Here is a 24,401-nt window from a genome sequence, read left to right as displayed (position 1 = left end):
GATATTTTATTTTAAACACCTCTTAAAACGTATAAAAGGTGTTTATATCATTACAAAAACATATATTATTTAATATACCTGGCTGAACTCACTAAGCTAATAATTCACACTACAAAGCTTTCAACTTACTAATATGTGTGTGCAATCCTGTCCCTGCAATCACTTAATTTGATTTTTCTTATCATACTCTTTCGTTACATCCCGAACATTATTAAATTTATTTCTCTTAGACGCCCTCTTGGGATCGAAAGGTATTATTTTTGAATCATTAATTTTCTTCTCTTCCTTTTGTTGTTGTTCGTATTGTGTATTTCCACTTCCCCATATCCTTTCATATACGTCTACGTAAAATTCATAATTCGCCTTAATAGCACGAATTAGTCGCTTCATAAAACTCCTCCTTTTATCCTCTAATATAAAATCATAAGACTAATACGTTCCAGTAACAGCATCTTAAAGGAAATTTTATAGCTTAAAAGAAATGGTTATAGGGCTTTCCTAATCTAACTGAGCTGCAACAAGGTTTATCTTTCTAATTACAAAATTTGATATGTAGCTTTTCTGTATAGATGGCCATCGACAACCATTTTTTTACCTTCAAACCTCTTTGTTAGTTCTCTTCCCTCTATTGTATTCTTAGTAACTTGAACTAATAATTGCTTATTAGTATCTTCCACGAGATAATACGATGACATGTCATTAAACGCATCAGCCGTATGTAAAACGCCTGGCTGGACGATAAAATCAACGACTTCTTGTGCAAAATTCAACTTTTTTCTTCTTATTAAAGGAAATATTGCTTTTGCTTGCTGATATTTTTCATGAACAACTGCATCATATTTCGAACGGCACTTTCCTTTAATTTGGTACGAATCGATGTTAATGTCTTCTTTAACTACAATTGTAGCGATGTCTTCCGGATCATTAATTAAAGAATCAATACTAACATCAAATAATTTTGCTAAGTATTGTAAATTTTGTATATCAGGCATTCCTTTATCATTTTCCCATTTTGTTATTGCCTGTCTCGACACACTTAATTTATGTGCTAACTGCTCCTGGGATAATTTAGCTCTTAATCTATAATCCTTAATTTTTTCACCTAATGTCATTGACTATTCCTCCTTATCGGTTGTTAAGCTAGTTATATCATTTAGGTCTTAAGAAACTCTAGAAACCTTTGTTTACATCTATGATACTTTCCGTAGCATACCTAATCTTTCCACAAGCTTACTAAGTTTTCCACTCGTTTACCTACAGCACTAATAATTTTTTATGTAAAAACATCGTCTTCAGTAAAAAACTTCCCACGAGTTAAAAACTCATGAGAAGCAAAATTTTTTCAGCAAAATGTTAGCTATTCACTCTCATCCTACTTAAAATCAGATTCATATTAGGGATAGAGTTAGAGGCAACTATTACACCAAATTCCCAAAAGATGAGAGTGGGTAATATTTTTCATATGGTGTGGAGAAAGTTGAAGGAAATTGCGGTTTAGCAATTCGCCAAATAAATGGCAAATAACCGTTTTTCTCGTATATCTTTGGCCTCAACATAATTAAATAAAGGTAAATTGATTCGTGTCACGCATTAAGGTCAAACACCTACTGCTTCACCTTCAGCCTCTTCTTCTTCACTTGTTTGAGCTTTCACATAATCAACCATTGCAACAGTTTCTTGGTCTTCATGCTTAAATGTACAGTTACTATAATCCTTTTTGATATCTCCTACTTTAACAGCACGACCAATATCAAAATCAGTGATATCGATTTGAATTTCATCTGGTAAATCTTTTGCCTTCGCTGTTACATCTAATTCATGAATAAATTGTTTAACGGTTCCACCAGATTTTTCTCCAATAGATGTTCCCGTTAATATTACACTAACTTTGGTATCGATTTCAGTATCCTTCTCTACTTGAAGAAAATCTACATGTAGGATTTCCCTCGTTACACTATCATTTTGATAGTCTCTTAAAATAACGTTTTTCACCTTACCATTAAGATTAAGTGGGAAAATACCATTTCTTCCAACTACCTTTAATGCTTTCAGTAACTCTGACTTGTTGATAGAAATAGATTTTGTTTTAACATCACTTCCATAAACAACTGCAGGAACTTCCCCATCATTTCTTAACTTCTTCAATGCCGATCTCTTAAAATTATTCCTTTCTTGGGCCACTAGTGCATTCATTATGCTTCCACCTTTCTAATAATATATGAGACTTCCACATACAATATATGTAAGAAATATAAATATTTTCTTACTACACTCTAGTATATCAACAAAATATATTTTTTCAAATTATCTGATTTTGGGACAGAGGGACAGGTTCCTTGTCCACGCATTTACTGTAATTTTTTCTATATTATGTATATAAATTTAATTAAATTGTTTTAGATTAATAATCTATTTTCTACACATTAAAAAGGTACCTACAAAATGATGTAGGTACCAAATACAATATATGTTCAAATAATCATATTCCCGTGGTATACCGTCAATCCAAACTATAGATTGCTCTTCATCAACTTTGAATACTAGTCTTCCTAATAGATTCCGAGTTTGACCCAATACCCTTCTAGCATCCCGCAAAGTATTTTCTTAGCTACACTGTTCCCTCATCCTACTCCGTAAAAATCAAATCCGACGTCTACTCACACCATTAAAACACCAACGCGTCGCAAACAGATGGCTCAGCGGCACTATAAGCAAACCATACGCGGCGGCTACAAGTACAGCTCCCATCGTACCAGGTTTTTGAAGTACAACAACAATCCCGACGATAATGATTCCAGCAAATAAATCTTTGACTATACGCCTCTGAAGAATGCTTATCCATGATTGACCTGCTAATCGCAACGGGAAATCGCGCTTCGATTGAAGGAGTGCTGTGATCAGTGCGCTAATTCCAGCTGCTACAGAGAAGGCAACAACTAGGGCAACTAGGGCAAGATTTAACAACCATACAACGTATGCGGCGAATTGCGCAAGGAGAATCCCTTCCTCTGCAATGTAAACAACCCTCAATTCACCTTTCATACCACTTTCTCGTAGTGACTGCACGTCGAGTCCGTGTCGTTCTAACAATTGTTGCGTAGCTGTCACACCGGAGAACACGACGTTACTAGTAGATGCCATTGATGTTAATGCCGAATCATTATATACGTTATAAATCGAGGGCACTACGACAACAAGCACATCTTCCGAAAAAAGAAGTCTTTCGCCACCTCCTCCCTGGGATACCGGTAGGCGAAACCCATCGGCAGGGCGTAGGAACCGGAACTGTGAAAACAATTCTTCGGAAACTCCATCTCTAGACAAGAAGTCTGCCTCTTCTCGAACCATTTGGAAAAGCTCTTTTGGAATATCTTCATGTGGGACCGAAGTTACAGTCGGTTGTGACACTCCCTTCGTCACTAGATCGAGCCAATTCTCATTCACAAAAGAGACGGAAGAGTACTCTCCAAAGTTGACCGACATTATCATTTCTTTTGTATAGGTATACGAAAAAGCAACTGCATCTAGTGATTCTGCATCTTTCACCAGCTCACCTATTTGTGGCTCCAAATTGTCCATTTCGTTAATTTCTGTGGCGAACACAATAGCAACTTGATCAGCTAGTTGCTTCCACTGCGCCATTTCCGCTGCCATTGCAGAAGAATGTTTGTAAGAAGACCAAGCAGGGCCGGCCGCTGACACCACCAGTAGAAATGTTAATGCCTGAATCACCATCGCTGCCGACCGCAGACTCTTAACAGCTGGTTGTCTTGTTGCAAGCATGGTGGCACTAGGCCAAGCCGTTGCTGACATAATAAGTGCTGCAAGAAGGGAAACTGTAATGACTGCCACTTGCAAGCTGAGAAGCACTTTGAGGAAGGTGCCAACATACAGCCAGCCATAAAACAGACCTACATATAATGCCGCAATTAACGATACAGCGCCCGCCGAAACGAACAGTGTGCCGCCGAATCCGGCCAAGTCCTGCATCTGTATCCTCACTGTAGGACATCCACCGAGTACTCGAAGAGCACGCCCTCGCGCCCTTAGGGACAACCAGAACAGCGCTAGTGCCATAATTAGCGCAAACGCTGCAATAACAGCAGCAGTAAAGCCTCTTTCTTGTACTACGAAAAAGAGACTATCCAAAATTGAGGCATCTCCGCGACCAACCTTTACGCCTGCACTTTTCAACGTATCTTCAAATTCTCTTAAGTTAGCATATTTTCCAGTTACTAGATAAAAACCATCAGGATATGAGTTGGAAAGTCTATCCTTGCCGACGATTTTCACTACACCATCTCCACCGAACCAACTAAATTCTTCGGGCAGTTCTCCTTCATTTAGGGCTACAAACATTTGTCCCTCACCGTCACTAGCTAGGTCCGGCGCGACCTTCACTAAACCAAGCTCCAAACTTGCATCCAGCTCCTCCAGCATTGCAAATGCTTCCGTAACAGAAAAATTAGATTCGCTAAAATTGATACTAAGTCTACTTTCGACGCCTATAGCCTGCGGAAAGTCTCGATCATATAGGTCCGTAATGATCACCGCTAATAGTGCTAGGAGACCAAACAACGCACTTGCGACAACCACTATAATACGCTTATACACAAGTTGCCCTCCAACATTTATTTTGAGTTAGTCGTGCTAATCCCCAGCGACCATAACCGGTAACAGCTAGACCTGAGGAAATCGCCTGGAATAGCAGGTTATGTTTTTCCATTCTACTTCATCCTCCTAATTCATTTGAATAATTTCGTCAACATTTTACTTTTCTATCGTTTTTATTCGCCTAGCTATTGTTCGCAAACGTTCTACATTCCGTGAATGCTATTCGCCCTAGGCGTAGTCTGTTATTGTTAGTTTTAACTTAAGAAAGTGGAAAGTAAGTAATAGTTTGTTAAAAGATAATACTAATTCCACTATATTAAGATTACTCAATATTTGAATTAGCGCTTCACAAGATGCACCGGAACCCCAAACCCTTCGCGGCGGCTAAGTAAGTCGGAAATGGCGTCACGCTCGGATTTCGTACTATAGCTCACTAGAACCAACCCTCGCTCTTGGTCATCATTACACGGTTTTCCTACTTCCACCGTAATACCATCTCCAAGTGCTTTAATTTCCTCTGCAAGACTTTCGTTGCTAGCAAGTGCCGAAGTAGCTTCTGCCGTGGTCGGCAATTGTTCACATGGCGGATGCGTATCCCTTGATACTGGGAACCATCCATTTAAAAGGGCAAAAGCTAGTACGACTAACAATAAGAAAACAACACCAATCATTATTTTTGAGCTTGATTTCATATGGCCCCTCCTATTCCCGCTTTTTCCCTCATTCCCGTGTGATAGGTCGAGTTCTTTAATCCGACCTCATGTTTAGCGTCACAAGCACTAATCATTTCAGAGTCGTGCGTCGACACAATAACCGTACTACCACGTGCAGCGAAGTCAGCAAACAAATCGATTACTTTTCCCCGGTTAGTGGCATCGAGCGAGGCAGTGGGCTCATCGACGAACAGAACAGAAGCGTCTTTATAAATGGCACGAGCTAGTGCAAGTCGCTGCTTCTCTCCACCGCTTAGATGGCCAGCCAGTTCATCCTCCCGACCTGGAAGACCCGTCTGCTCAAGTACCTGTGACAACCGTTCTTGATTTCCCTTCATTCGCCGGCCTAAGATGCTCGATTTCATTGTGACATTGAAAGCAACAGACTCTTCATCCATAATCCCGTAATCCTGGAGCACAAATGCCGCATGATCACGCCAAAATTTACGCCGTGCCTTAGTACTATAGTTTGTGACGTCCTTTCCATCTATCAGTATCTGTCCTTCATTTACAGGGAGCAACAGTCCAAGAGTGTGCAGGAGAGTGGTCTTGCCACATCCGCTTGGACCAACAAGAGCTGTCATATTCCCAGGCGAGCAACGAACATTCTCATCATTAAGAACTGTACGCCCTCCAATTGCTACTGATATACCTTTAGCTTGAATCAACATTTGAACCACCCATTACATTCGAATCTTGAAGAAAAAGCTAAACCTGCTTGTGCCATTTTACTTGTCCGAACCAAGGGATTACTCTTTCCTCCCCCAAAATAGTTGCTCATTTTTTTATTCCTCCCATTAATTTTTCCTATATAATTACCATTAAAGATAATGGATTGCCGTTCATCTAAGATGGCTTGTTGAAGTTTACTTTTGAACCGTGACAACGTGTCTCATCTTTGTTGGAGACATTCATTCTTTTAATTTCACAAGTACTTTTTCTCCCCTTTCATTTGCTTTACTATAAGTAATACCAATCTGCCGTACCGGGCAAAAATGATTAGGTTATCAAATAATGACCAGTACCTAATCAGACAAGCTGTATAGGATGTGTTGATCTTTTTGATCGCTCTTTGTGGTAACTTGATTATTTGTTCTCCTATTTTACTTATCTACAATATCAACAACTGAAAGTGAGAAAAAGTTACACTAATTTTAAATCTTTTTTGAAAAAATTTTATGTATGAGGTAAAAAGCTAGATGTAATTTGCTACTTAGGGAAAGAACCACTTCCGCACCGACATGGTAGGTTACGGTAAGACAGGCTTATACTTTAGTTGCTCCAACCTATGACCATGTATGTTATTAACTAAAAATTAGAGCAGAGAATGTAGATTTTAACTCTCTAGACACCAATTGTCTGCAGAAAGTCTCGATCAAATAGGTCGATTAATATAGGTGGATAGCTTGTCTCTATGCATTGCATGGACCACTTGCAAATGACAGCAACAATAAACCGCAAATAAAAAGCAGAACTTTCTAGTACTATCTGAAACTAAGTAAACTTAACCAAGCTGTATCTTCTAAATTAGTTTACTCGATAATAATAACGACCCTTAAGCCCTGGTGAGTTTATTGTTCCAATATAGGCATATGAGTACTGACCTGCACGAGTATCCAAGCTTCTATTAGTACTTACCACTTGACCATCAATAAGCCTCTGAACAGTTGAGCCGTGTACCTTTGAAGGATGGTTATACTGAGAACGGAGCCCAGCGTCCACGAATCCATATCTCCATGTTCCTCCCTCAGTTGGGTACTGATAGTGCCAACCTGGATTCACCCAAGCAAATGCAGGCATCGCTGTACCTCCAATAAAAGCAGCAGACAATGTCAACGCAGCTAACGTAAGTTTCAATTTACGAAATAACGGTTTCTTCTTTTCCCTTTTCAATTGATTTTGCATTTTCCATTCCTCCTCAACTTTCTAATGTTTTTTAATACTTACCCTTCAAGCGCTTTGTATAACTCACCTACCATGTCGATGCGGGAGGGATTCTTTACCCCTTCCACAAATTTATAATAGTCTAATAATTCCAATTATTCATGAGGTTATTTACTTATTTACAAATTAGTAACTTATTCCCAAATAAATAGCTATTTATTTTAATTTTGTAGGTAAATTATGGATTATTAATCTTTATAGTAAATTATTACCATAAACTTTTTCTCTAGATGTGGACAGAGGGACAGGTTCCGCGTCCACACATTTTTTGGAAATAAATTATTGCTATCATAAAAACACATAAAAAAGCCCAAGAACTGGATGTAACGACGTTCTTGGACACCACAATTATAAACTTAAAAGATTTATCTGTTATTCAAAAAGAGTATAAAATCATAATCCTCCACAACTAGACGGATTTTGATTTTCCTGTTTATTTTCCTTTTCATCATGTGAAACCGACTCTAACCCATAACCTGTTGAACTTATTTCTAACGTTTCATTATCTTTAATCGATTGCTGTAATTCATTATTTTCTTTTTCCATTACAATCCCCCAATTGACGTTGATTTTTTAATCGTGATTATAATTCGCAAAATTTCCTATTCACATACTAAAAATATTATCGCTTGGTAATTGGAGAAGTTCTATTTTCTCACCAAATTATAGCCTAGTTAAATTAAGAAAAGACCCTGCTAAACAGAGCCTTTAATAAAAACTATAAGATAGAATATTATTAATCATTTTCCAACACAAACTTATCAAGCATTGCACGCACTTCATCTGTTGACTCTGTGCTCATTAGCTGATTTCTTAGTTCACTCGCTCCTCGGAAACCTTTGACGTATATCTTAAAAAAGCGATGAAGAGTCTTGAATGAACGTAGTGTAACATCTGAATATTTATCATAAAGATCGAGGTGCAATCGTAAAAGATCAAGTAATTCCTTACTGCTATGCTCTTTCGGCTCTTTTTCAAAAGCAAATGGATTATGGAAAATTCCGCGACCAATCATAACCCCATCCACACCATATTGCTTCACAAGCTTCAAGCCCGTTTGGCGATCTGGTATATCTCCATTAATCGTCAATAGTGTATCTGGAGCAATCTCGTCACGAAGTTTCTTTATCTCAGGAATTAGCTCCCAATGGGCGTCAACTTTGCTCATTTCCTCTCTAGTACGCAGATGAATAGAAAGGTTCGCAATATCTTGTTTTAATATATGTGTCAGCCATTCGCGCCATTCGTCTATTTCCTTGAATCCAAGCCTTGTCTTAACACTAACAGGCAGTCCTCCTGCTTTTGCTGCTTGAATTAATTCTGCTGCAACTTCTGGACGAAGAATAAGGCCACTTCCCTTCCCATGCCGTGCCACGTTAGGTACAGGACATCCCATATTTATATCTATACCTTTAAACCCAAGCTCCGCCATTCCAATACTCATTTGGCGAAAGTATTCAGGCTTGTCTCCCCATATATGTGCTACAATCGGTTGTTCATCTTCTGTAAAAGTTAACCGACCACGTACACTTTGGATACCATCAGGGTGACAATAACTCTCGCTGTTTGTAAACTCTGTAAAAAACACATCCGGTTTTCCCGCTTCACTTACTACATGACGGAAAACAACATCGGTTACATCTTCCATTGGTGCTAATATAAAAAAAGGTCGTGGTAAATCACGCCAAAAGTTTTCTTTCATTCTATTCAAATCCTCTCATTATAGGATACTAGGCCATATTCGAAAATCTTCTATATATATCAAATGGTATTGTTTATTTTTCATTCACAATCTTCAAGTTAAAATCCACTCTGAAGAGCTCGTTGGATAGTAACAGGAAAAAGACCCCGAAAACGCAAAAATGTTTTTTCTGCGAATTTAGGGTCGTACTAATAAATGCTAGTATACATCTTCTATTACAAATCCGTCAATTACTCAACTTATTCCATGTGAAGGAGTGTATAAAAACATAGCAATATTTTTTTCCCTTTAATAGTCAACATTTTCACCCTATACAAAATCATGTAATGCAATACAAGTTACTAAACTATAACCCAATCCATAAGTTATATAAATGAATAATAAAGGGGAATGGTTATGCCGCAAAATGTCGATACAATTTGCCAACAGTTTGGTCAAATCTTCAAAGAAACTCCCAAAATTAACAACGGCGTTTGCTCTGTGGAAATAGAGCGAAATTTAAAGGTTACAATTCAAGATCGCCCTAGTCGTGGGGAGCTTCATGCAGAAGTATCGTTTGAATCGTTAGATCAAGAAGGTAATGCACTTAATCTTGGTGAAACAGTCATACTCGAAGAAGAAATACAGGCATTTACTAATAGTTTAAGTAGAAATGGTATAATCATCAGCGCCATTCATAATCATTGGCTATACACAGAGCCAACCATTCTTTATGTCCACTTTCAATCCGTGGAACCACCTTTAAACTTTGCTCGGAAAGTGGCAGAAGCATTTAAAGTTTTCAAAACTACAAATACCAATAGACAACTAGAAGACTATGGCGCTTTAGGGGCTTTGAACGCTCCTTCACTTACTTTACCTCAAATGTTGACTTACGCCCTTCAGGACGAATATTTAGCCCAAGCAAGATATAATAACATTATCGCAACCTTTGGCAACATAAGAACATTTGTACAAATTAAAGAGGCAGAAATGAGACATATAAGTGCCTTGTTACCACTTTTCGAACGTTATCAAGTTCCTTTACCTATAGATATTTCTCAATCCTTAGTTACTACTCCTGATAACTTAAAAGCTGCATATGCAGCAGGTGTTCAAGGAGAAATAGAAAACATATCAATGTACGACAAATTTTTAACAATGAACATTCCTACTGATGTAAGAAATGTCTTTACTCAACTACGTAATGCCTCGGTAAACCATTTAGCAGCATTTGAAAGAGGGCTTGCTAGAAAATAGTTTTCACTTCATGGGGCGATTGTTTCGTCCCTTCATTCTTTATCAATTGGCGAATGAATATAGTCCCTAAATGTATCAAAATACAAATTCCCATTAGCAGCCATAACTGCATAAACCACCTCTTTTTTTGTTAAATTACGCTTTTTCAATTCTGATTGTAGCCATGAAAACGATAAATTATTTTGTTCTAAATTCTCCTTGATTACTTCTCCATCCATAATAAGTTCTATCGGTAATTTCTGTTCTGGCTTTACTGCAAGCATCAAGTCCTGCCTTGTTACATTTCTAAATTGTGGCTTCTTTAATACTGTTAACGTTCCATTCGTCTCAACGATTGCAAATAGAACTTCTTCAATGTTAAAAACATCTCTTTCCCTTAATTGTTGATTTAAATAATCCAACGTATAACGCATTTTTTTCATGTTTCCTTCTAATACTTTTCCATTCTGTATCACAATTGTAGGATCACCAGCTAGAATCTTCCTACCTTTTCTATTTTTCAATGAAATTAGAGCCGTCAAAAAAATGATTGCCACATAGATCGTAAAAGCAATAATAGTATGATGCACTTTAATAGAAGTATTAAAGGCCAAATTTGCGGCGATGGCTCCTAACGTAATGGTTGCAACAAAATCAAACATTGTCATTTGTGAAATCGTTTGCTTACCTAATATTCTTGCTCCGATTAATAAAAGACTGAATGAAGTAATGGATCTCAAAATGACTTCAATATGTTCAGGCATTTTCTCACCTCAGTAAATCTAATCTAAATAAATTATCGCATTCTTTTTCTTTCCTAAAGTAAACGCAATGTTTACACCAAAATAAAACTCTCTCTTCTCACATTTTAAACTATGAATATCATAACTATTCTGAAATACGGAAATAATAATTGCGAGGTGAAGACATGGACACAGAAAAATTAAAACTTACATCTTCTGAAATAGGTTCCTTATGGGCGGAATATATTGACGGTACTGCGACAGATGTAGTGAATAGATATATGCACTCCATTATTGAAGATGAAGAAATAAAAGCGATTTTTAATGATGCCATTCAGACATTTGAAAAACAAAAGAAACAAATTAAAACGTTTATGGAGAATGAGGGATTTCCTGTTCCAATTGGATTTACTGAAACAGACCTGTATTCAGGAAAACCGAGATTGTTTACAGATGCTTTTTGCTTGAATTATTTACATATCATGACATTACATGGATTATTAGGGCATATTACTGCGTTCAGTATTTCTGTAAGAAAAGACTTAAGGGATTTTTACGATTCTTGCGATAATGATGCGAAAAATATGTATCATCGAACGATTGAGCTATTGCTTGAAAAAGGCCTTTTTCAGAGAGACCCGCTATTTTATCCACAAAACCAAACTCAATTTCTTTCAAGTAAAGATTTTATAGACGGTTTTATTGGTAAAGGTAGAAAACTTGCAGCGACAGAAATTATTAGTATTTCTTTTAACATTAAGAAAGGTATTCTAGCTAAAACCCTTTCCATTGCATTTAGCCAAGTGGCAGAATCGGAAGAAGTTAGAAAATTTTTAACCCACTCTGAGAAAACTGCTGATGGACAAATTAAAGCTTTAGCTAAATTAATGCAGGCAGATAATTTACCAGTTCCTAAATCGTTAGAAACAGAAGTTACAGTTTCGACGGACTCTCCATTTTCCGATAAATTATTAATGTATCACATAGGATTCTTGTTTCAGGCAGCACAAAATTATCATGGTGCAGGCCTTGCTTCATCGATGAGAGCAGATCTTGTGGCTACTTACGAATCCATCATTTTACAAAATCTAAAGGTAACAAAAAATTGGTTTGACATTATGGCGAAAAATAAATGGCTAGAACAACCCCCACTTGCACCAAATAGAACAGAAAGTGCAAAACAAAAATAAATGGGACAGAGGGACAGGTCCCTCGTCCACACAGTTATTGGAAGGAATTCAAGTTTATACCACAGATAGATTTCTATTTTTACCTGTAAATTAAAAAAGAGAAAAGAGTGGATATTCCCGCCTCTTTTCTCTATCATCTCCCGAAGCCCAACCAAAGTCAGAACTGTTTCATTTGGGTTTTTTACTAGTCATTTCAATCAATATTTGTATAGACGAATTTCAGTTCTCTTGCTCCACTTCTAATTCACAAACTTCCCACTCTTGCCAACTACCTTCCAGTATTCATTCCGAAACTGAACTTTTTAATGTACTTGGCTTATATATATTGCCAAGTCCCCAAACTTTTTGAACATCACCTTCCTGCATATCTTCTGTTGCCTTTGTTATCATATTGATTTTAGCGTCAATATTATCAATCATATGACAAAGGTGTGCTTCTAACGTAATAGGTTCAGCCGTACTTCCCCATCCGTTACTAAGAGGACCGTGATGACTTGATATAATGTTCATTAGTTCGTATACAATCGTAACTTCTTCTTTTGAAACCGTTCGTTCATTTCGTATCGACACTAACTTACGGTCTATCATTTGGTTAACTATTTGAATATGTCCTAGGAACTTTCCGTAAAGTGTATATTCTGGAGCAGTGAAATCACGAGACATCTCCACTATTTTCCCCATATCATGAAGTGTGAGGGCCGCATACATTTTACTGCGATCTATTACTTCACCATACTGATCGCAAATGCTTTTACATATACGAAGAAGTGATAGGGTATGATAGGCAAGTCCAGATCGAAAATTATGATGCATCTTCACTGCAGCGACATGAGTCATGAAGTATTTTTTATTCTCCTCAAACAATTGTAAAGTGATTTGATGCAAAATAGGAATTTTAATTTCATCTATAAACTCAAGTATTTCGTTTTCCATACTATCAATAGACTCTGGTGCCATTTCTATATAATCACTGATGTTCACTTCACCTTTATTAGGGACTCGGAATTCATTTATCGTCATTTGAGCCTTCCCATTATATTCCGACACATTACCGATTACATGTAAGACTGCACCGTTAGTGAAAATCGTTAACATCTCGTCCACTGTTCTTCCACCAAAACCATTGTTCCAAATCTTACATTCGATTACTTTATGCTTTTTCCCTATCGTCACGTCTAGATATGGATCCCCTTTTTTCGTTTTCTCTAACTTAACCGCTTTAATGAGAACTAAACCATCAAAGGAATTACCAGGGCTAACTTCTAACAAACATGTAACAGGCATTTTATGTCCTCCTAATAGAAGATAAATTATTACATAAGTTAATCTTTAAATTCAAACCTATTATTTCATTCTACATAAGTATATATCATAGTATTGGTTAGATAGGATAAATTTTAGTAATTATTGATTGCTATTATACTTTAATATGGCTTAATTGAACTCTCCACCCACTTACTGCCCTAATAGGCTGCTTTTAGAGGGAGCTTTCTTGCCTGTTTTAAATAAAGCATACTGGACCAACCTTTGAAACCTTATCCTTTAAACAAAAAATAGACCAATTAATTGCTAATTGGCCAATAATCATCATCATTACATACATACGGACAAGGGTTGTTTTGAATAAAACGTACTGCATTTAAACCAATCATTTGGGCAGCTAAAGACGTATTGCCATCTGGTAATATATCACATTTTAAGCGTGAATGACCTTCCCCTCGTTCACACTTAATCTAGTAAATGAACTTCATCATCTACGTGAATGTCCCCTTATTAATACCTTTCTGCCAACGCCAACAAATTCTTTTTATGATTAGATAACCCTACGCAAACATTATTCGGCTTAAATTGTATTTTGGAATCGTCTGAAAAAGTAACTTTTACTGTTGTTTTTAGCAAACCTCGTTTGAAAGAGATTTCCTTTACGTCCTGTAAATCTAATGGCAGGAAATTTCCAGTCATTTTTCCAGTAGTTCCATCCATTTCACAAATTAATATTCGTTTGTTTGTGAAAGCAACGATCATGTGTTTGTTCAGCAACATCGTAAATTCCTGAAACAACAAATAATTGGTGAGCGGAGCAAAACTCATCACATAGAAATACTGTTTTTCTACTTCACCAGGCTCCATTATTTCATCTAAAAATTGGTCCATATACTCGTTTCGATTAAACATAAGACATTCTTCTCCCCCAAAAATTGATATTATGTAAAATTATTTGTAATCATCCATAAACCACTTAATACCTCTTTAATTATTGCAAAAGGGTCCTATGAATGGCTAGGGACTTTTGTCATAATTATCCTTTTTCACTTGTTATTCACCAAACCACCTTACTCCGCTAACATAAGACTAGGCGCTTCATGATTTTCGGGATGGGACAGAGGGACAGGTTCCTCGTCCACACATTTATTGGAATTTTTTACATTTTTATTACAAAGAAACTACTAACTTATCCTCCTATTCTACTTTATAAACAACTGAACATAAAAATACCCAAGATTCAAATTCATTAAGAATCTTGGGTTTTTATTACATTGCTTTACCTTTTAAAAATACTGGAATTATTAAAAACATTAACTAATTAGCATTGGAAACCACTCCAAAAGTAGTCGTTACAAACCAAAAATTAAGCCCTCTTAAATCTCACCACTACTTATTCTGCTTCACCCACGACAGTAAAACGTTCGTTTATATGCTGTGGATTTTCAATTTCATCTAAAACTGCAATCGCATAATCCGCATAACTGATGTAGCTTTCACCCTTTGAATTGACAAGAAGATGATCTTTTCCAGACTGATAAGATCCAGTTCTTTTTCCTTCCGCATCAAATACGGCAGACGGACTGATAAATGTCCAAGTAATCCCTGTTGTTGTCTGCAATTCTTGTAAATTTCGCCCCTGACCTTTCGCCGTTGGTTTCACGAAATCTGGAAATTCAGGTGTATCAATTAACTGAACCGTTTTATTTTCATCCACATAAAGGCTTCCTGCACCACCGACAATGATTCCTCTTGTATCGGTTCCTTTTAAAGCTTCAATTAAAGCATGTCCAGCATCTACATGTGCTTGCTCTTCTCCAAGTGGAGCACCGAAAGCATTTACAACTACTTCAAACTGCTTTACATCTTCTTGTGTAAGATCAAAGATATTCTTCTCCATCACTTCTACATTCGTATCTTTTAGTTTTGACTTATCCCTTACAATAGCAGTTACTTGATGTCCTCGACTAACTGCTTCCTTCAAAACAAGACTGCCTACTTTCCCACTTGCACCAATAATTCCAATTTTCATTTTAAAGTCCTCCTATATAAAAATTTCACTTGTAATTAATTCGATTACCTGTAATCATTTTAGTTACAATTAAGTTAGATGTCAACAAAACCATTTTTATTTTTTTTACCCTTTTAAGTTATAATAGACTTGTAACCAATTGAATTACATGATGAATGTATCTCGTAAAAAAAAGTAAGGTGGGTGACTGAAAATGTCTATTAGTAGTAGATTTTCCGTCGGTATTCATATAATAACTTTAATTGAAATAAATAAAGATGGAGTTAATTCCTCTGAATTTATAGCACGAAGCGTAAACACGAACCCAGCTGTCATCAGGAAAATTATCGGGATGCTTAAAAAAGCGGGATTAGTTCAAGTACAACCTGGTATCGCAGGAGCAACACTCGCAAAAAATTTATCGGAGATCACATTACTTGACGTTTATAAAGCAGTTAATGTTGTTAAGGACAACGAACTATTTAGTATTCACGAAAATGTAAATCCTGATTGTGCCGTTGGAAGAAATATTCAAGGTGCGATTGAACCTCTCTTTTTCAGTGCACAACTAGCAATGGAGAAGGTTCTCGAAAATGTAACTATTGAAGATGTAGTGAAGGGTGTTATCGAAAAAGGAGAAATTAAACGATAAATGTAAGTAATATATGTAAAAAATGGTGGGACAGTGAACGCTGTCCCTGCCGTCCAATCAAAAAAATGTTACTACAATCATTAAGGTATATAAAATAGCAATATAATTGACTGAGTAAATAAAATTAATCCGGGCCCATTTCACGGTGTCTTTCATAAAAAAACCATACACACTAAAAAATAGCCAAAAAATATTAAACAGTGTGGCAATAGTAATAAAAGTCGGACCAAGTGAATTTAAGTAAAATGGTAGTGGCAACAAACAAACGATATAAAAAAGATTCTGCCACTTTGTATGATTAATTCCTCGCACAACAGGAAGTATCGCTACACCTGCTGCTTTATACTCATCTAATTTCTTAATAGCAATCGCAAACGTATGTGGCATTTGCCAAATAAATAGAATGAGAAATAGAATGATAGGTACTAAATGAAAGCTAGAATCTAACGCTGACCAACCAATTAACGGTGTAACTGCCCCGGAAACACTTCCGACGACGGTATTAAAAGCATATCTTCGCTTCGCCCACATCGTATACAAGAAAACATAAGTGAACCAGCCAATGAAGGTATAAATGACAGCTTCCATCGTTGTAAATAACAACAAGACAATCCCGACTACAGATAAGGCAATTCCTAACAACAGCACAAACTTTAACGACATCGTACCAGTAACAGTCGGACGATTTTTCGTCCTTTCCATCACAGAATCAATATCAGCATCGTACCAGTTGTTCAGTACTAAAGCACCACCCATCACCAATGTACTGCCAATTAGAGTTAGTAGAACAACACCTAAATGATCAAGGAAGGAAGCATTCGTGAAATACAACGCCAACCATAGACCAGTAAACACAGGCAAAACATTGGATAGTAGAACTAATCCTTTAAAAAGAGATTTTACATCAGTGACAAGATTCGTAACATGTGGTACGTCCAGTACTTTTCCTGTCTTTTCTTGAGATGCCATCATATGAAAACACCTCCTATCTATTCATATTTGGTTGGATCTACTGTAAAAACATAAATTAAATAAATGACTAAACAGATAGCTGTCGTAATGAAGCCCCAGCCGAGTGTTAATTGTTCTATGATGAGATAGTTGTTGCATAACTGATCTTCTGCCCATATATATAAAGCTCCCATCCCAAAATACTTAACCGTAAAAATAACGATAATAATATTTTTCCCAGCCTTACTTAGTTTTTTCCAGCTATCTCTAAGCGGAATCCCTGCTAAAAATGGTAAACTAATAAATTTCCAAGCTTGTATACTTTGTAAGGTCAACGCCTCGTCCATTGTTCGAGGGATCGTCCAATAAATAATAATAATCAAGAATAACGTAATTCCTGGTATCCCATTGTTATTCCATTTCCCCAAAAAACGAGGGTAACGCTTTAGAAGGATACCTCCCATTAAAAAACCTGAAATGACTAGTAACGGCATTTGCATATGCATATGGGTAATCATGATAGATTCTACTAAATTAGCAACAGGCGGCAAATTTAAGAAAATATATAATAATAGACCATATATAAATTGCGTCCTCATTCCCTCACCTGCTCGCCATTAAGAATACTTTCCACTTTTTCTACCGCTGCCTCGACTTCTGTAAAGTCCATCACTTCCACTAATTTTCCTTTTTTATCAACTAAGTAAAAGGCTGAATTATGGGTAAAGTTCCCTAATCCATCAGGAATGACAATGACCCCGAATTTCTCTAACAACGAGCTCAGTTCATCTTGGTCAACAATCCTTGCCATTCTCCACGTTTCTCCATCGGCACCGAAAGCGTTCTGATACCTTTCTAACGTAGCTGGGTCATCACGCTCTGGATCAAAACTTATACTTAAGAATACGATATCTTCTCCAATATATTTTTTCGGAAGTAATTTATATACTTGCCCCATATTAAATTCTAATTGCGGGCAAACCGTTGCACAACCTGTATAGATAAACGTAATAAAAACATACTTATTCTCAAACTCTGTAAAAGAATACTCTCTCCCTTTACTATCCTCTAAAATGACATCAGGAAAAGTAGGTTTTTCCTTAAGTAGTTGATTCACTCTAGCCGTCTCAGCCGTATATGCTGTAAACCCATCCGTCCCTATAAAAAACAAAATACAACCAAACAATAAAACGATTAGTAGTGAGATTATATTTTCCCGGTTTTTAAACATTGAGACCACCTCTCACATGATAGATTGAATGATTACTATAAGCATAAAGAGATAGCCCAGTCATCCGAGCTATCTCTTTTTTTAAAAAATAACTTTACCAAGTTTTGAATGGCGGTGAGCCTGGCGGTGCATTGACAATCATATCGATAAGTGGTGGGACATATGCCATTGCCACTAAGATTAACATGAGCACTACCCATATTCCCCAGCGCTCTGTAAAATATGGAGTTGGAGCTTCGTCTGGCTCTATATCCGCAATCGGGAATTCTGTTTTACCTTTTGGTGCAAAGAACATCATATGGAATACAGCATAAATTTGAAGAACACCCGCAATTGCTAATATTACAGCGCCGACACCAATGGCTGCCATGTATGGATCCCAACCTAATGAGGTGGAGAAATCACCATATGTTGTGAAAGATGTTCTTCTTGGAGAACCAAATAATCCAACAGCATGCATAGAAAATGCCATTATTGTCATACCAATCGTCCAAAGAATGGTTTGAATAACACCAACTTTATTCATCGCTGGAGTTAATACTCTCTTAAATACAAGCGGAACTAACCAGTAACTAATACCGAAGAATGTCATTACGACTGTCATTCCTAGTGTTAAATGGAAATGCCCTACAACCCACATCGTATTATGTGCAACTTGGTTTAATTGGTTCGTGCTTTGAACAATACCACCTGCTCCAGCTGGAATAAAGGCAGCCATTGCAATAAATGGAGCTAAGAAACGCACATCACCCCAAGGTAATTTTCTCAACCAACCGAGTGCTCCTTTTCCACCTTTTCTTCTACCAGTACGTTCAAATACTCTAAACATTGCATAAGCAGTCATTAAAGATGGGAATCCGATTGCTAAACTCATAAAAACGTGCATGTATTTAATGGACAACGAAATACCAGGGTCAATAATTTGATGGTGGAATCCACCAGTAATATTCATGATAACTAAAGCTATTACGACAACGCGTGTTAAATAGTCATTAAAGCGTGTTCCGCCAATAATCTTCGGTATAATAACATACCATGCAGAAACGGCTGTTAAATACCAAATGTTAACTGCTGTATGTCCAAAAGCCCAGAAGAGTGTACGAGAAACCATGACGTTTATGCCATCTACCCATCCTAGTGTCCAAGGTATAATCATAAAGATAACTTCCACTGCAACAAAAGCTGTTGCTCCTACTAACAGAACAAATACACCCGTCCCAAAGAACGCAAGAATAGGAAGATGCTGTCCTTTGTTATTTTTTCTCCAATTTGCCACATTAACAAATGCTCCAGCTGCAAGCATCCAAACACCTAACACAATAAATACGAGCCCAAAATAAAACATAGGGTGTGCCGCCATTGGTGGATAAAATGTGTACATAACAGATGCTTCATTCATTAACACAGGGATGACAACTAACACAAATCCAAAGATCTTCAACCCGAACCCTATCCATGCCATCTTTCTAACCTTTGGAAGAAGTCCTCCTAACGTATGTGAAAAACCTGCGTAAAAGTAACCAATCGTGATGAAGGATGACATGACGACAACTAAAAGCAATCCATGTGCTGTTAAGATTTGATAATAATTAAGCCATGTTGGTAGTTCAAGGACACCGGCTCTGTTTAAACCTTGTATTACTCCCATTAACCCACCTAGAAGTAATGCGATAAAACCAACTAATAAATAGGCTTTTGATATATTAGCATCCTGTGGATTTAAACCAAGAGCTTTATTGGCACTATCCCTAAATGCTGTACTATTTCTTTTTTCTGCAACTGCTCCCACGGAACTTCCCTCCTTATTTCACTGTTATAGTCGTACTCATAAATTGGTGACCTACACCGCAATATTCGTTACATATAACTAAATACTCACCTGGCTCATCAAATTTTTGTGATATTTTTTGGATATGGCCTGGCATAACCATTGCGTTAACGTTTGTATCGGCAATTTGAAATCCATGAACGACATCCTTTGATGTTAAAGTGAAATGCACGGTTGCACCTGCTGGAATTTCAACTTCCATCGGAGTAAAACTGAATAATTGCAACGTCATGACAAGTTCATATTCGTTTTCACCAATTTGCTTAAGCCCTGGTTCATTAAAAGGAGCTATTTCATCCACTTTCTGAGGGTCAATTGTTTCATTATGACTTGGCGGCCCCATTCCTAAAGCAAATGTTTGATAACCTGTTAGTAACATAAAAACCATAATCATTCCAAAACTTAATGTAAGCCATATCTTTTCATCAAGATGCATGCTTTTCCCCTCCTTATAATCGATCCATATATAGTCCGTATATAATAAAATAAGTAACCAATATAACTGCAAAAACTACTCCTACTGAAATCCATGTTCCAATCCTAGTTGAAGCTTGCTTGCTAACATGTTCATTTTCCAGATTCACTTCTTCTTGAGCCTTTAAATTTGAGGCTTTCATTAAGGACCCCCCCTTTTGTTTTCATACTTCAATCATAATTGGGAATTATTATCAGTGTAGTGATTCGAATCACAGCTGTAAAAAAATATAAATTGCCATGACACCAGTAATACCAAGGTTTTTCAACAGTTCCAAATGGAAAACACGTAAATACCCCTTCACGATTTGTTCACATTTTTCACGATTATCAACTATAGCCGCCTATTAAAGTGCGACAAGCATCACTGCGAACGATACGAAACCAACCTAAAAAGACGACTTTCATTCAAAATGAATGGTAGTCGTCTTTTAAATTTGTACTATAATAAGTTCTCAAATGGTGTTTTTCTTCTCAGTATTTATCTACCCTGTAATAAAAAAGAATTGCGCTTGAGCCTACTATTCATTTTGTTTCCTAACTACATGCTGTACCCATTCTGAATCATCCCAAATATTAGGCTTATCAATCGTTTCGTTTTCTCCACGCACTAGAAAATCATAACTATCTTTTGCACCAGTGTACCAATCAACGATTACTAACTTTCCGTTTACATTACGAACAAGAAACTCAGTAACTTCCGCGTAACTACCTATATCTTTAAAAATTTCTGCAGGTATTTTAAAATAGAGAAAGCCTCCATGCTCGTCATCCACATAGTCCACTTCCCAAGCTCCAATCTCCACATTGACCTCTTCGGTAATGTACACTTTACGTTCGGATTGAATTTTCTTTTCCGTGTACTGGATAAGATTTTCATTTTCCATAAAAGCACTCAATTCGATATCCGAGCCGCTCCAAATCGCACGATAATAATCGGTTAGTGCATTCACAACTATTTCATAAGCAGTCTCAGAATCTTGCATTGATAATTCCCTAGAATCCTCAGCTAAATATTCCGGAGAATCTTGTAATCCTTCTAGTTCCGTATGAGGTATTTTCTCCTTTCCATCCTCCGTCACGAACATCACTTCTACTTCTTCTATCGGGCTAACAGCATACCAAAACCTTTTGTCTCCTTCTATTGTAATTATTTTTGCTTGTACGTCGCCAGCATACACTTCTAGAATAGAAAGGTCATTTATTAGTCCTGAATAAATATATGGTATTGAGTTCATGCTTGACCAATTTACAGGAGAATCCCACTGAGCACCTCTTGTTTGAATCCACTCCCATTGATTAGTCTGTTTTTCAAAGTAGGCAATATAAATCGTTTCACTACTATTTTTATTTTCTGTAAAAATAGCAATAGCGTCATTACGATGAACCGCATTTAACTCTGAATGAATAAGAGAATACGAAAAGTCTTGTTCTCCCTTATTCATTTCCTTCATTTTTTGGTGAAAAAATTGTTCAAATGATTCTATATCAGCAACGTTTGCATTGTTTGATTCATTATGAAATGGAATAAAAACGACAATAAAGAGTATTAATGCGGCAATGCTTGCAAAACCAACGGATATCCTTTTCCATCTTTCCCTGCTCTTTTTCTTTCTTTTATAGCTATTGGAGAATTTCATCAAAGTTTCGTGTATTTGATCTTGTTTCTGTTCATCAAACTCGTGTTCATAGTCTGGTTTAGGAAGAGACTTCAGCTCATCAATTAATGGATTTTTCCATTCATTATCTTTCATATTTAATGTCCTCCCTCTTATCCTTTAAAGCTTTTAACGCCCGATGATACGTAATACGCACCTTATTTTCATTCCAGTTTAAAATGTCTGCTGTTTCTGGAACAGATAATTCTTTAAGCGCTCGGAGAATAATGACGTCTCGATAGTTAGACTTCAACGAATTAATTACTTTATATAAATCGCGATTATTTTCACTCCATTTAAGCATTAGTTCTGGCGTTGGCTCTTCTTTTTGTTCAAAACTCTTGAGCCCCAGCACCGTTTTCATTCTCGCCCGTTTTCTTCTTCTAATCTCATCGATGCCTACATTTCGTGCAATCGAGAATAACCACGTTTTCTCGCTAGACTTTGATTGATATGTATCGAAGCTTTTAATAGCACGAATGAACACTTCTTGAACTAAGTCATCTATATCTCCTGACCCGACATAATATAACAAGAAATGGTATATATCTTTGCTGTATTGATAGAACCATTCGGAAATTTTATCACTGTCCATCCATTTCTCCCCCAATGTTTTCATTCAGTAATTAGTCGTATTAATGGTGATAATTATTTCACTTTTCTCTAAATATTTTATAAAAAAGCTCGAACACAAGCTTCATTTAAAAATCTCTGTTTCTATCATACAGAAGAAGGTATAAAAAAAACGACTGTCACTTTAGAGTAACAATCGTTTTTATTCATACATTAACATTTTTCGCTTTTTGAAAAGTTCCTCCCCTATAAAAGGGCTTAAGCCAAATTACGCATTAACGCACCGTTAGGCTTTTGTAATTCTTGAGGTATTATTTGATTCATTCTACAAAAATGTTCGAAAAATTGTTGTGCCAGCTCTTGCTCCTGGTCACTTTTAAACGAAGCGATATCACGCAGAATTTGAGCCATCCACATATTATCAAAATAACGGTATTTACCGGTATTCCATGTCATTTTTTCGGGGGATTTTTCATTTACGTAATATTGCCAGAAAAGCAACTGATCAGATTCTTGTTCTGTAAGTTGGAGCTTGTATTTTGAATGAGCAGGAATATTTCCATCTTCACATAGCTTACCGATAAACTCTTCATTCACCATATAGACTCCTAAAATCCGTCTCTCTTTTTCTGGCATCCCGGAATCTATTGATGTTAACAGGACCGCACTATTTTGGTGTAAACGGATCGGTTTGTTTGGCTTTCCTTTGTTATTACCACTTTTTATTTCGCCTGAAAAAACTTTCCACTCTGTTAAAGAACTATTCTGTTCCTCATTGTCACACCAAAAAACCATTTGTGATTCGGGATGAAGTTTATGGTTCTTCATAAGCTTTTCATGTTCTAGGCGAAGTTCGTGTTTTTTTCGTTGAAGCTTTTTTTCCTCTTCCTTCTTCCACTCTTCTTCCTGTCGCGCCATTTCCCTTTTTTGTATAATTTCTTCAAGTGAATGAGCAACACTTTGATCATGTATTTTTAAGTGCTCTCCAAACACATCCGGGTACACAAACTTTTTACTCTCCGATGCGAAATGTATTTCAATAATAGAATCATTATGTTCAACTATACTCCCTGTGCCAAAACGCTTGTGTGTAACTTTCTTATTGATTAAATTCAATATTCTAGTCCTCCTTGTAAAATAAAAACTCGGTTACTATTAGTTAGAAAATTAATCATTTTATTTAACTAACTTACCTTTAAAGCTCAGACAACTGTTTGAATTTTTCATCGGTTTAAAAAGATATTAAAAAAACGCATCCATCACTCTGCCTGTAAAAAATTACAGAAGAATTCGGAATACGACTGAAAAAACCTTTGTAAGACTATTGTAACACTTTTCTTAAAAAAATACAAATTTCTTATTGACAACATATTTTATCCTGAGGTAAAATAGAAATTTTATTATTTCCATTTAATATTATTTATGAACAAAGGCTAGCCGCATATATAACCATTTCATTACCGGTGTGATATGGAAAAAGTGAAAAAGAAGTACTCCATACATATATAGTTGAAATATTGTTTTTTTCTTTGAAAAATAATAACTTTGTTCATATTTTGTATACCTAAAACAATGAAAGCCCTACCTCTCTTTCATCCTTACGGCTCCTTGTCCGTGCCAGTGTGAAACAGGTTAC

The 24,401-nt window shown here is 36.6% G+C and carries 25 protein-coding genes; 3 read left to right on the top strand and 22 right to left on the bottom strand.

The features are described from left to right. Positions 1 to 159 precede the first annotated feature (159 nt). The 9 genes from O1A01_RS03815 to O1A01_RS03775 form a co-directional block, all read right to left on the bottom strand. Complete coding sequence (locus O1A01_RS03815) at positions 160 to 390, bottom strand: hypothetical protein (protein ID WP_066416343.1); 231 nt, start codon at positions 388 to 390, stop codon at positions 160 to 162. A gap of 146 nt (positions 391 to 536) precedes the next feature. Further along, positions 537 to 1,112, bottom strand: coding sequence for a helix-turn-helix domain-containing protein (locus tag O1A01_RS03810; RefSeq protein WP_066416329.1), 576 nt, complete (start codon positions 1,110 to 1,112; stop codon positions 537 to 539). A 484-nt stretch (positions 1,113 to 1,596) separates the two neighbouring features. Beyond that, complete coding sequence (locus tag O1A01_RS03805; RefSeq protein WP_066416327.1) at positions 1,597 to 2,193, bottom strand: 50S ribosomal protein L25; 597 nt, start codon at positions 2,191 to 2,193, stop codon at positions 1,597 to 1,599. A gap of 447 nt (positions 2,194 to 2,640) precedes the next feature. Beyond that, the gene (locus O1A01_RS03800; RefSeq protein ID WP_270065593.1) at positions 2,641 to 4,614 is read right to left on the bottom strand and encodes a hypothetical protein; all 1,974 of its coding nucleotides are present in this window, start codon (positions 4,612 to 4,614) and stop codon (positions 2,641 to 2,643) included. A gap of 338 nt (positions 4,615 to 4,952) precedes the next feature. Further along, a complete protein-coding gene (locus O1A01_RS03795) occupies positions 4,953 to 5,306 on the bottom strand; it encodes a hypothetical protein (RefSeq protein WP_066416325.1) in 354 nt (117 codons plus the stop codon). Continuing rightward, positions 5,303 to 5,998, bottom strand: coding sequence for an ABC transporter ATP-binding protein (locus O1A01_RS03790; RefSeq protein ID WP_066416324.1), 696 nt, complete (start codon positions 5,996 to 5,998; stop codon positions 5,303 to 5,305). Before O1A01_RS03790 ends, O1A01_RS03795 begins: the two co-directional genes overlap by 4 nt. Before the next feature lie 856 nt (positions 5,999 to 6,854). Continuing rightward, positions 6,855 to 7,232 carry a lactococcin 972 family bacteriocin gene (locus tag O1A01_RS03785; RefSeq protein ID WP_066416321.1) on the bottom strand — a complete coding sequence of 126 codons (378 nt, stop codon included), beginning with the start codon at positions 7,230 to 7,232 and terminating at the stop codon, positions 6,855 to 6,857. 432 nt (positions 7,233 to 7,664) lie between these two features. Then, the gene (locus O1A01_RS03780; RefSeq protein ID WP_157076653.1) at positions 7,665 to 7,817 is read right to left on the bottom strand and encodes a hypothetical protein; all 153 of its coding nucleotides are present in this window, start codon (positions 7,815 to 7,817) and stop codon (positions 7,665 to 7,667) included. 190 nt (positions 7,818 to 8,007) lie between these two features. Next, a complete protein-coding gene (locus O1A01_RS03775) occupies positions 8,008 to 8,973 on the bottom strand; it encodes a tRNA dihydrouridine synthase (protein WP_270065592.1) in 966 nt (321 codons plus the stop codon). 396 nt (positions 8,974 to 9,369) lie between these two features. Between O1A01_RS03775 and O1A01_RS03770 the strand changes: the two genes are divergently transcribed. Then, a complete protein-coding gene (locus O1A01_RS03770; RefSeq protein WP_270065591.1) occupies positions 9,370 to 10,212 on the top strand; it encodes a DUF1259 domain-containing protein in 843 nt (280 codons plus the stop codon). A gap of 32 nt (positions 10,213 to 10,244) precedes the next feature. On the opposite strand, the gene O1A01_RS03765 is transcribed toward O1A01_RS03770, so the two are convergent. Further along, positions 10,245 to 10,955: a DUF421 domain-containing protein gene (locus tag O1A01_RS03765; RefSeq protein ID WP_270065590.1), complete on the bottom strand. Its 711-nt coding sequence runs from the start codon at positions 10,953 to 10,955 to the stop codon at positions 10,245 to 10,247. Between the two features lie 164 nt (positions 10,956 to 11,119). On the opposite strand from O1A01_RS03765, the gene O1A01_RS03760 reads away from it, so the two are divergent. Further along, positions 11,120 to 12,124 (top strand): DUF3231 family protein, encoded by a 1,005-nt coding sequence (locus tag O1A01_RS03760; RefSeq protein ID WP_270065589.1) that lies wholly within the window; start codon positions 11,120 to 11,122, stop codon positions 12,122 to 12,124. 282 nt (positions 12,125 to 12,406) lie between these two features. Here O1A01_RS03760 and O1A01_RS03755 read toward each other — a convergent pair whose 3' ends face one another. The 3 genes from O1A01_RS03755 to O1A01_RS03745 all read right to left on the bottom strand — a co-directional run bounded on the left by O1A01_RS03755 (position 12,407) and on the right by O1A01_RS03745 (position 15,419). After that, positions 12,407 to 13,408, bottom strand: a complete 1,002-nt coding sequence (locus tag O1A01_RS03755; RefSeq protein ID WP_066416312.1) for a 3'-5' exoribonuclease YhaM family protein — start codon at positions 13,406 to 13,408, stop codon at positions 12,407 to 12,409. A 489-nt stretch (positions 13,409 to 13,897) separates the two neighbouring features. Next, positions 13,898 to 14,299 (bottom strand): PH domain-containing protein, encoded by a 402-nt coding sequence (locus tag O1A01_RS03750; RefSeq protein WP_270065588.1) that lies wholly within the window; start codon positions 14,297 to 14,299, stop codon positions 13,898 to 13,900. A 481-nt stretch (positions 14,300 to 14,780) separates the two neighbouring features. Further along, positions 14,781 to 15,419, bottom strand: a complete 639-nt coding sequence (locus tag O1A01_RS03745) for an NAD(P)-dependent oxidoreductase (RefSeq protein WP_066416305.1) — start codon at positions 15,417 to 15,419, stop codon at positions 14,781 to 14,783. A gap of 193 nt (positions 15,420 to 15,612) precedes the next feature. On the opposite strand from O1A01_RS03745, the gene O1A01_RS03740 reads away from it, so the two are divergent. Beyond that, on the top strand, positions 15,613 to 16,050 hold the full coding sequence (locus O1A01_RS03740; protein ID WP_270065587.1) for an Rrf2 family transcriptional regulator: 438 nt from the start codon (positions 15,613 to 15,615) through the stop codon (positions 16,048 to 16,050). A gap of 57 nt (positions 16,051 to 16,107) precedes the next feature. Here O1A01_RS03740 and cyoE read toward each other — a convergent pair whose 3' ends face one another. The 9 genes from cyoE to O1A01_RS03695 all read right to left on the bottom strand — a co-directional run bounded on the left by cyoE (position 16,108) and on the right by O1A01_RS03695 (position 23,881). After that, positions 16,108 to 17,019, bottom strand: a complete 912-nt coding sequence (gene cyoE, locus O1A01_RS03735) for a heme o synthase (protein WP_270066367.1) — start codon at positions 17,017 to 17,019, stop codon at positions 16,108 to 16,110. A 20-nt stretch (positions 17,020 to 17,039) separates the two neighbouring features. Then, on the bottom strand, positions 17,040 to 17,600 hold the full coding sequence (locus O1A01_RS03730) for a hypothetical protein (protein WP_270065586.1): 561 nt from the start codon (positions 17,598 to 17,600) through the stop codon (positions 17,040 to 17,042). Beyond that, positions 17,597 to 18,232 carry an SCO family protein gene (locus O1A01_RS03725; RefSeq protein ID WP_270065585.1) on the bottom strand — a complete coding sequence of 212 codons (636 nt, stop codon included), beginning with the start codon at positions 18,230 to 18,232 and terminating at the stop codon, positions 17,597 to 17,599. The genes O1A01_RS03730 and O1A01_RS03725 overlap by 4 nt, the downstream gene beginning before the upstream one ends. 94 nt (positions 18,233 to 18,326) lie before the next feature. Next, the gene (locus O1A01_RS03720) at positions 18,327 to 20,021 is read right to left on the bottom strand and encodes a cbb3-type cytochrome c oxidase subunit I (protein ID WP_270065584.1); all 1,695 of its coding nucleotides are present in this window, start codon (positions 20,019 to 20,021) and stop codon (positions 18,327 to 18,329) included. Positions 20,022 to 20,034: 13 nt separating this feature from the next. Then, a complete protein-coding gene (locus O1A01_RS03715; protein ID WP_270065583.1) occupies positions 20,035 to 20,496 on the bottom strand; it encodes a cytochrome c oxidase subunit II in 462 nt (153 codons plus the stop codon). A 13-nt stretch (positions 20,497 to 20,509) separates the two neighbouring features. Further along, positions 20,510 to 20,677: a hypothetical protein gene (locus O1A01_RS03710; RefSeq protein WP_270065582.1), complete on the bottom strand. Its 168-nt coding sequence runs from the start codon at positions 20,675 to 20,677 to the stop codon at positions 20,510 to 20,512. A 378-nt stretch (positions 20,678 to 21,055) separates the two neighbouring features. Then, entirely contained in the window at positions 21,056 to 22,288 is a 1,233-nt protein-coding gene (locus O1A01_RS03705) for a hypothetical protein (RefSeq protein WP_270065581.1), read from the bottom strand. After that, positions 22,278 to 22,787 carry an RNA polymerase sigma factor gene (locus O1A01_RS03700; protein WP_270065580.1) on the bottom strand — a complete coding sequence of 170 codons (510 nt, stop codon included), beginning with the start codon at positions 22,785 to 22,787 and terminating at the stop codon, positions 22,278 to 22,280. Before O1A01_RS03700 ends, O1A01_RS03705 begins: the two co-directional genes overlap by 11 nt. A gap of 236 nt (positions 22,788 to 23,023) precedes the next feature. Continuing rightward, a complete protein-coding gene (locus tag O1A01_RS03695) occupies positions 23,024 to 23,881 on the bottom strand; it encodes a malate synthase (RefSeq protein ID WP_270065579.1) in 858 nt (285 codons plus the stop codon). Between the last annotated feature and the right edge of the window lie 520 nt (positions 23,882 to 24,401).

Origin of the sequence: Sutcliffiella sp. NC1, from assembly GCF_027594365.1 — a bacterium.
Classification (GTDB): Bacteria; Bacillota; Bacilli; order Bacillales; family Bacillaceae_I; genus Sutcliffiella; species Sutcliffiella cohnii.
Note: the sequence above shows the minus strand (reverse complement) of the source record. Positions and strands in the feature narration are given on the sequence as shown.

What these genes read in the sequence shown, in the direction of transcription:
- O1A01_RS03755 (WP_066416312.1), bottom strand. Translation starts at nt 13,408, where the DNA reads ATGCCTGTTACATGTTTGTTAGAAGTTAGCCCTGGTAATTCCTTTGAT.
- O1A01_RS03785 (WP_066416321.1), bottom strand. Translation starts at nt 7,232, where the DNA reads ATGCAAAATCAATTGAAAAGGGAAAAGAAGAAACCGTTATTTCGTAAA.
- O1A01_RS03805 (WP_066416327.1), bottom strand. Translation starts at nt 2,193, where the DNA reads ATGAATGCACTAGTGGCCCAAGAAAGGAATAATTTTAAGAGATCGGCA.
- cyoE (WP_270066367.1), bottom strand. Translation starts at nt 17,019, where the DNA reads ATGGCATCTCAAGAAAAGACAGGAAAAGTACTGGACGTACCACATGTT.
- O1A01_RS03745 (WP_066416305.1), bottom strand. Translation starts at nt 15,419, where the DNA reads ATGAAAATTGGAATTATTGGTGCAAGTGGGAAAGTAGGCAGTCTTGTT.
- O1A01_RS03705 (WP_270065581.1), bottom strand. Translation starts at nt 22,288, where the DNA reads ATGAAAGATAATGAATGGAAAAATCCATTAATTGATGAGCTGAAGTCT.
- O1A01_RS03760 (WP_270065589.1), top strand. Translation starts at nt 11,120, where the DNA reads ATGGACACAGAAAAATTAAAACTTACATCTTCTGAAATAGGTTCCTTA.
- O1A01_RS03780 (WP_157076653.1), bottom strand. Translation starts at nt 7,817, where the DNA reads ATGGAAAAAGAAAATAATGAATTACAGCAATCGATTAAAGATAATGAA.
- O1A01_RS03725 (WP_270065585.1), bottom strand. Translation starts at nt 18,232, where the DNA reads ATGTTTAAAAACCGGGAAAATATAATCTCACTACTAATCGTTTTATTG.
- O1A01_RS03765 (WP_270065590.1), bottom strand. Translation starts at nt 10,955, where the DNA reads ATGCCTGAACATATTGAAGTCATTTTGAGATCCATTACTTCATTCAGT.
- O1A01_RS03715 (WP_270065583.1), bottom strand. Translation starts at nt 20,496, where the DNA reads ATGCATCTTGATGAAAAGATATGGCTTACATTAAGTTTTGGAATGATT.
- O1A01_RS03750 (WP_270065588.1), bottom strand. Translation starts at nt 14,299, where the DNA reads ATGTTTAATCGAAACGAGTATATGGACCAATTTTTAGATGAAATAATG.
- O1A01_RS03810 (WP_066416329.1), bottom strand. Translation starts at nt 1,112, where the DNA reads ATGACATTAGGTGAAAAAATTAAGGATTATAGATTAAGAGCTAAATTA.
- O1A01_RS03730 (WP_270065586.1), bottom strand. Translation starts at nt 17,600, where the DNA reads ATGAGGACGCAATTTATATATGGTCTATTATTATATATTTTCTTAAAT.
- O1A01_RS03700 (WP_270065580.1), bottom strand. Translation starts at nt 22,787, where the DNA reads ATGGACAGTGATAAAATTTCCGAATGGTTCTATCAATACAGCAAAGAT.
- O1A01_RS03740 (WP_270065587.1), top strand. Translation starts at nt 15,613, where the DNA reads ATGTCTATTAGTAGTAGATTTTCCGTCGGTATTCATATAATAACTTTA.
- O1A01_RS03775 (WP_270065592.1), bottom strand. Translation starts at nt 8,973, where the DNA reads ATGAAAGAAAACTTTTGGCGTGATTTACCACGACCTTTTTTTATATTA.
- O1A01_RS03815 (WP_066416343.1), bottom strand. Translation starts at nt 390, where the DNA reads ATGAAGCGACTAATTCGTGCTATTAAGGCGAATTATGAATTTTACGTA.
- O1A01_RS03795 (WP_066416325.1), bottom strand. Translation starts at nt 5,306, where the DNA reads ATGAAATCAAGCTCAAAAATAATGATTGGTGTTGTTTTCTTATTGTTA.
- O1A01_RS03790 (WP_066416324.1), bottom strand. Translation starts at nt 5,998, where the DNA reads ATGTTGATTCAAGCTAAAGGTATATCAGTAGCAATTGGAGGGCGTACA.
- O1A01_RS03770 (WP_270065591.1), top strand. Translation starts at nt 9,370, where the DNA reads ATGCCGCAAAATGTCGATACAATTTGCCAACAGTTTGGTCAAATCTTC.
- O1A01_RS03710 (WP_270065582.1), bottom strand. Translation starts at nt 20,677, where the DNA reads ATGAAAGCCTCAAATTTAAAGGCTCAAGAAGAAGTGAATCTGGAAAAT.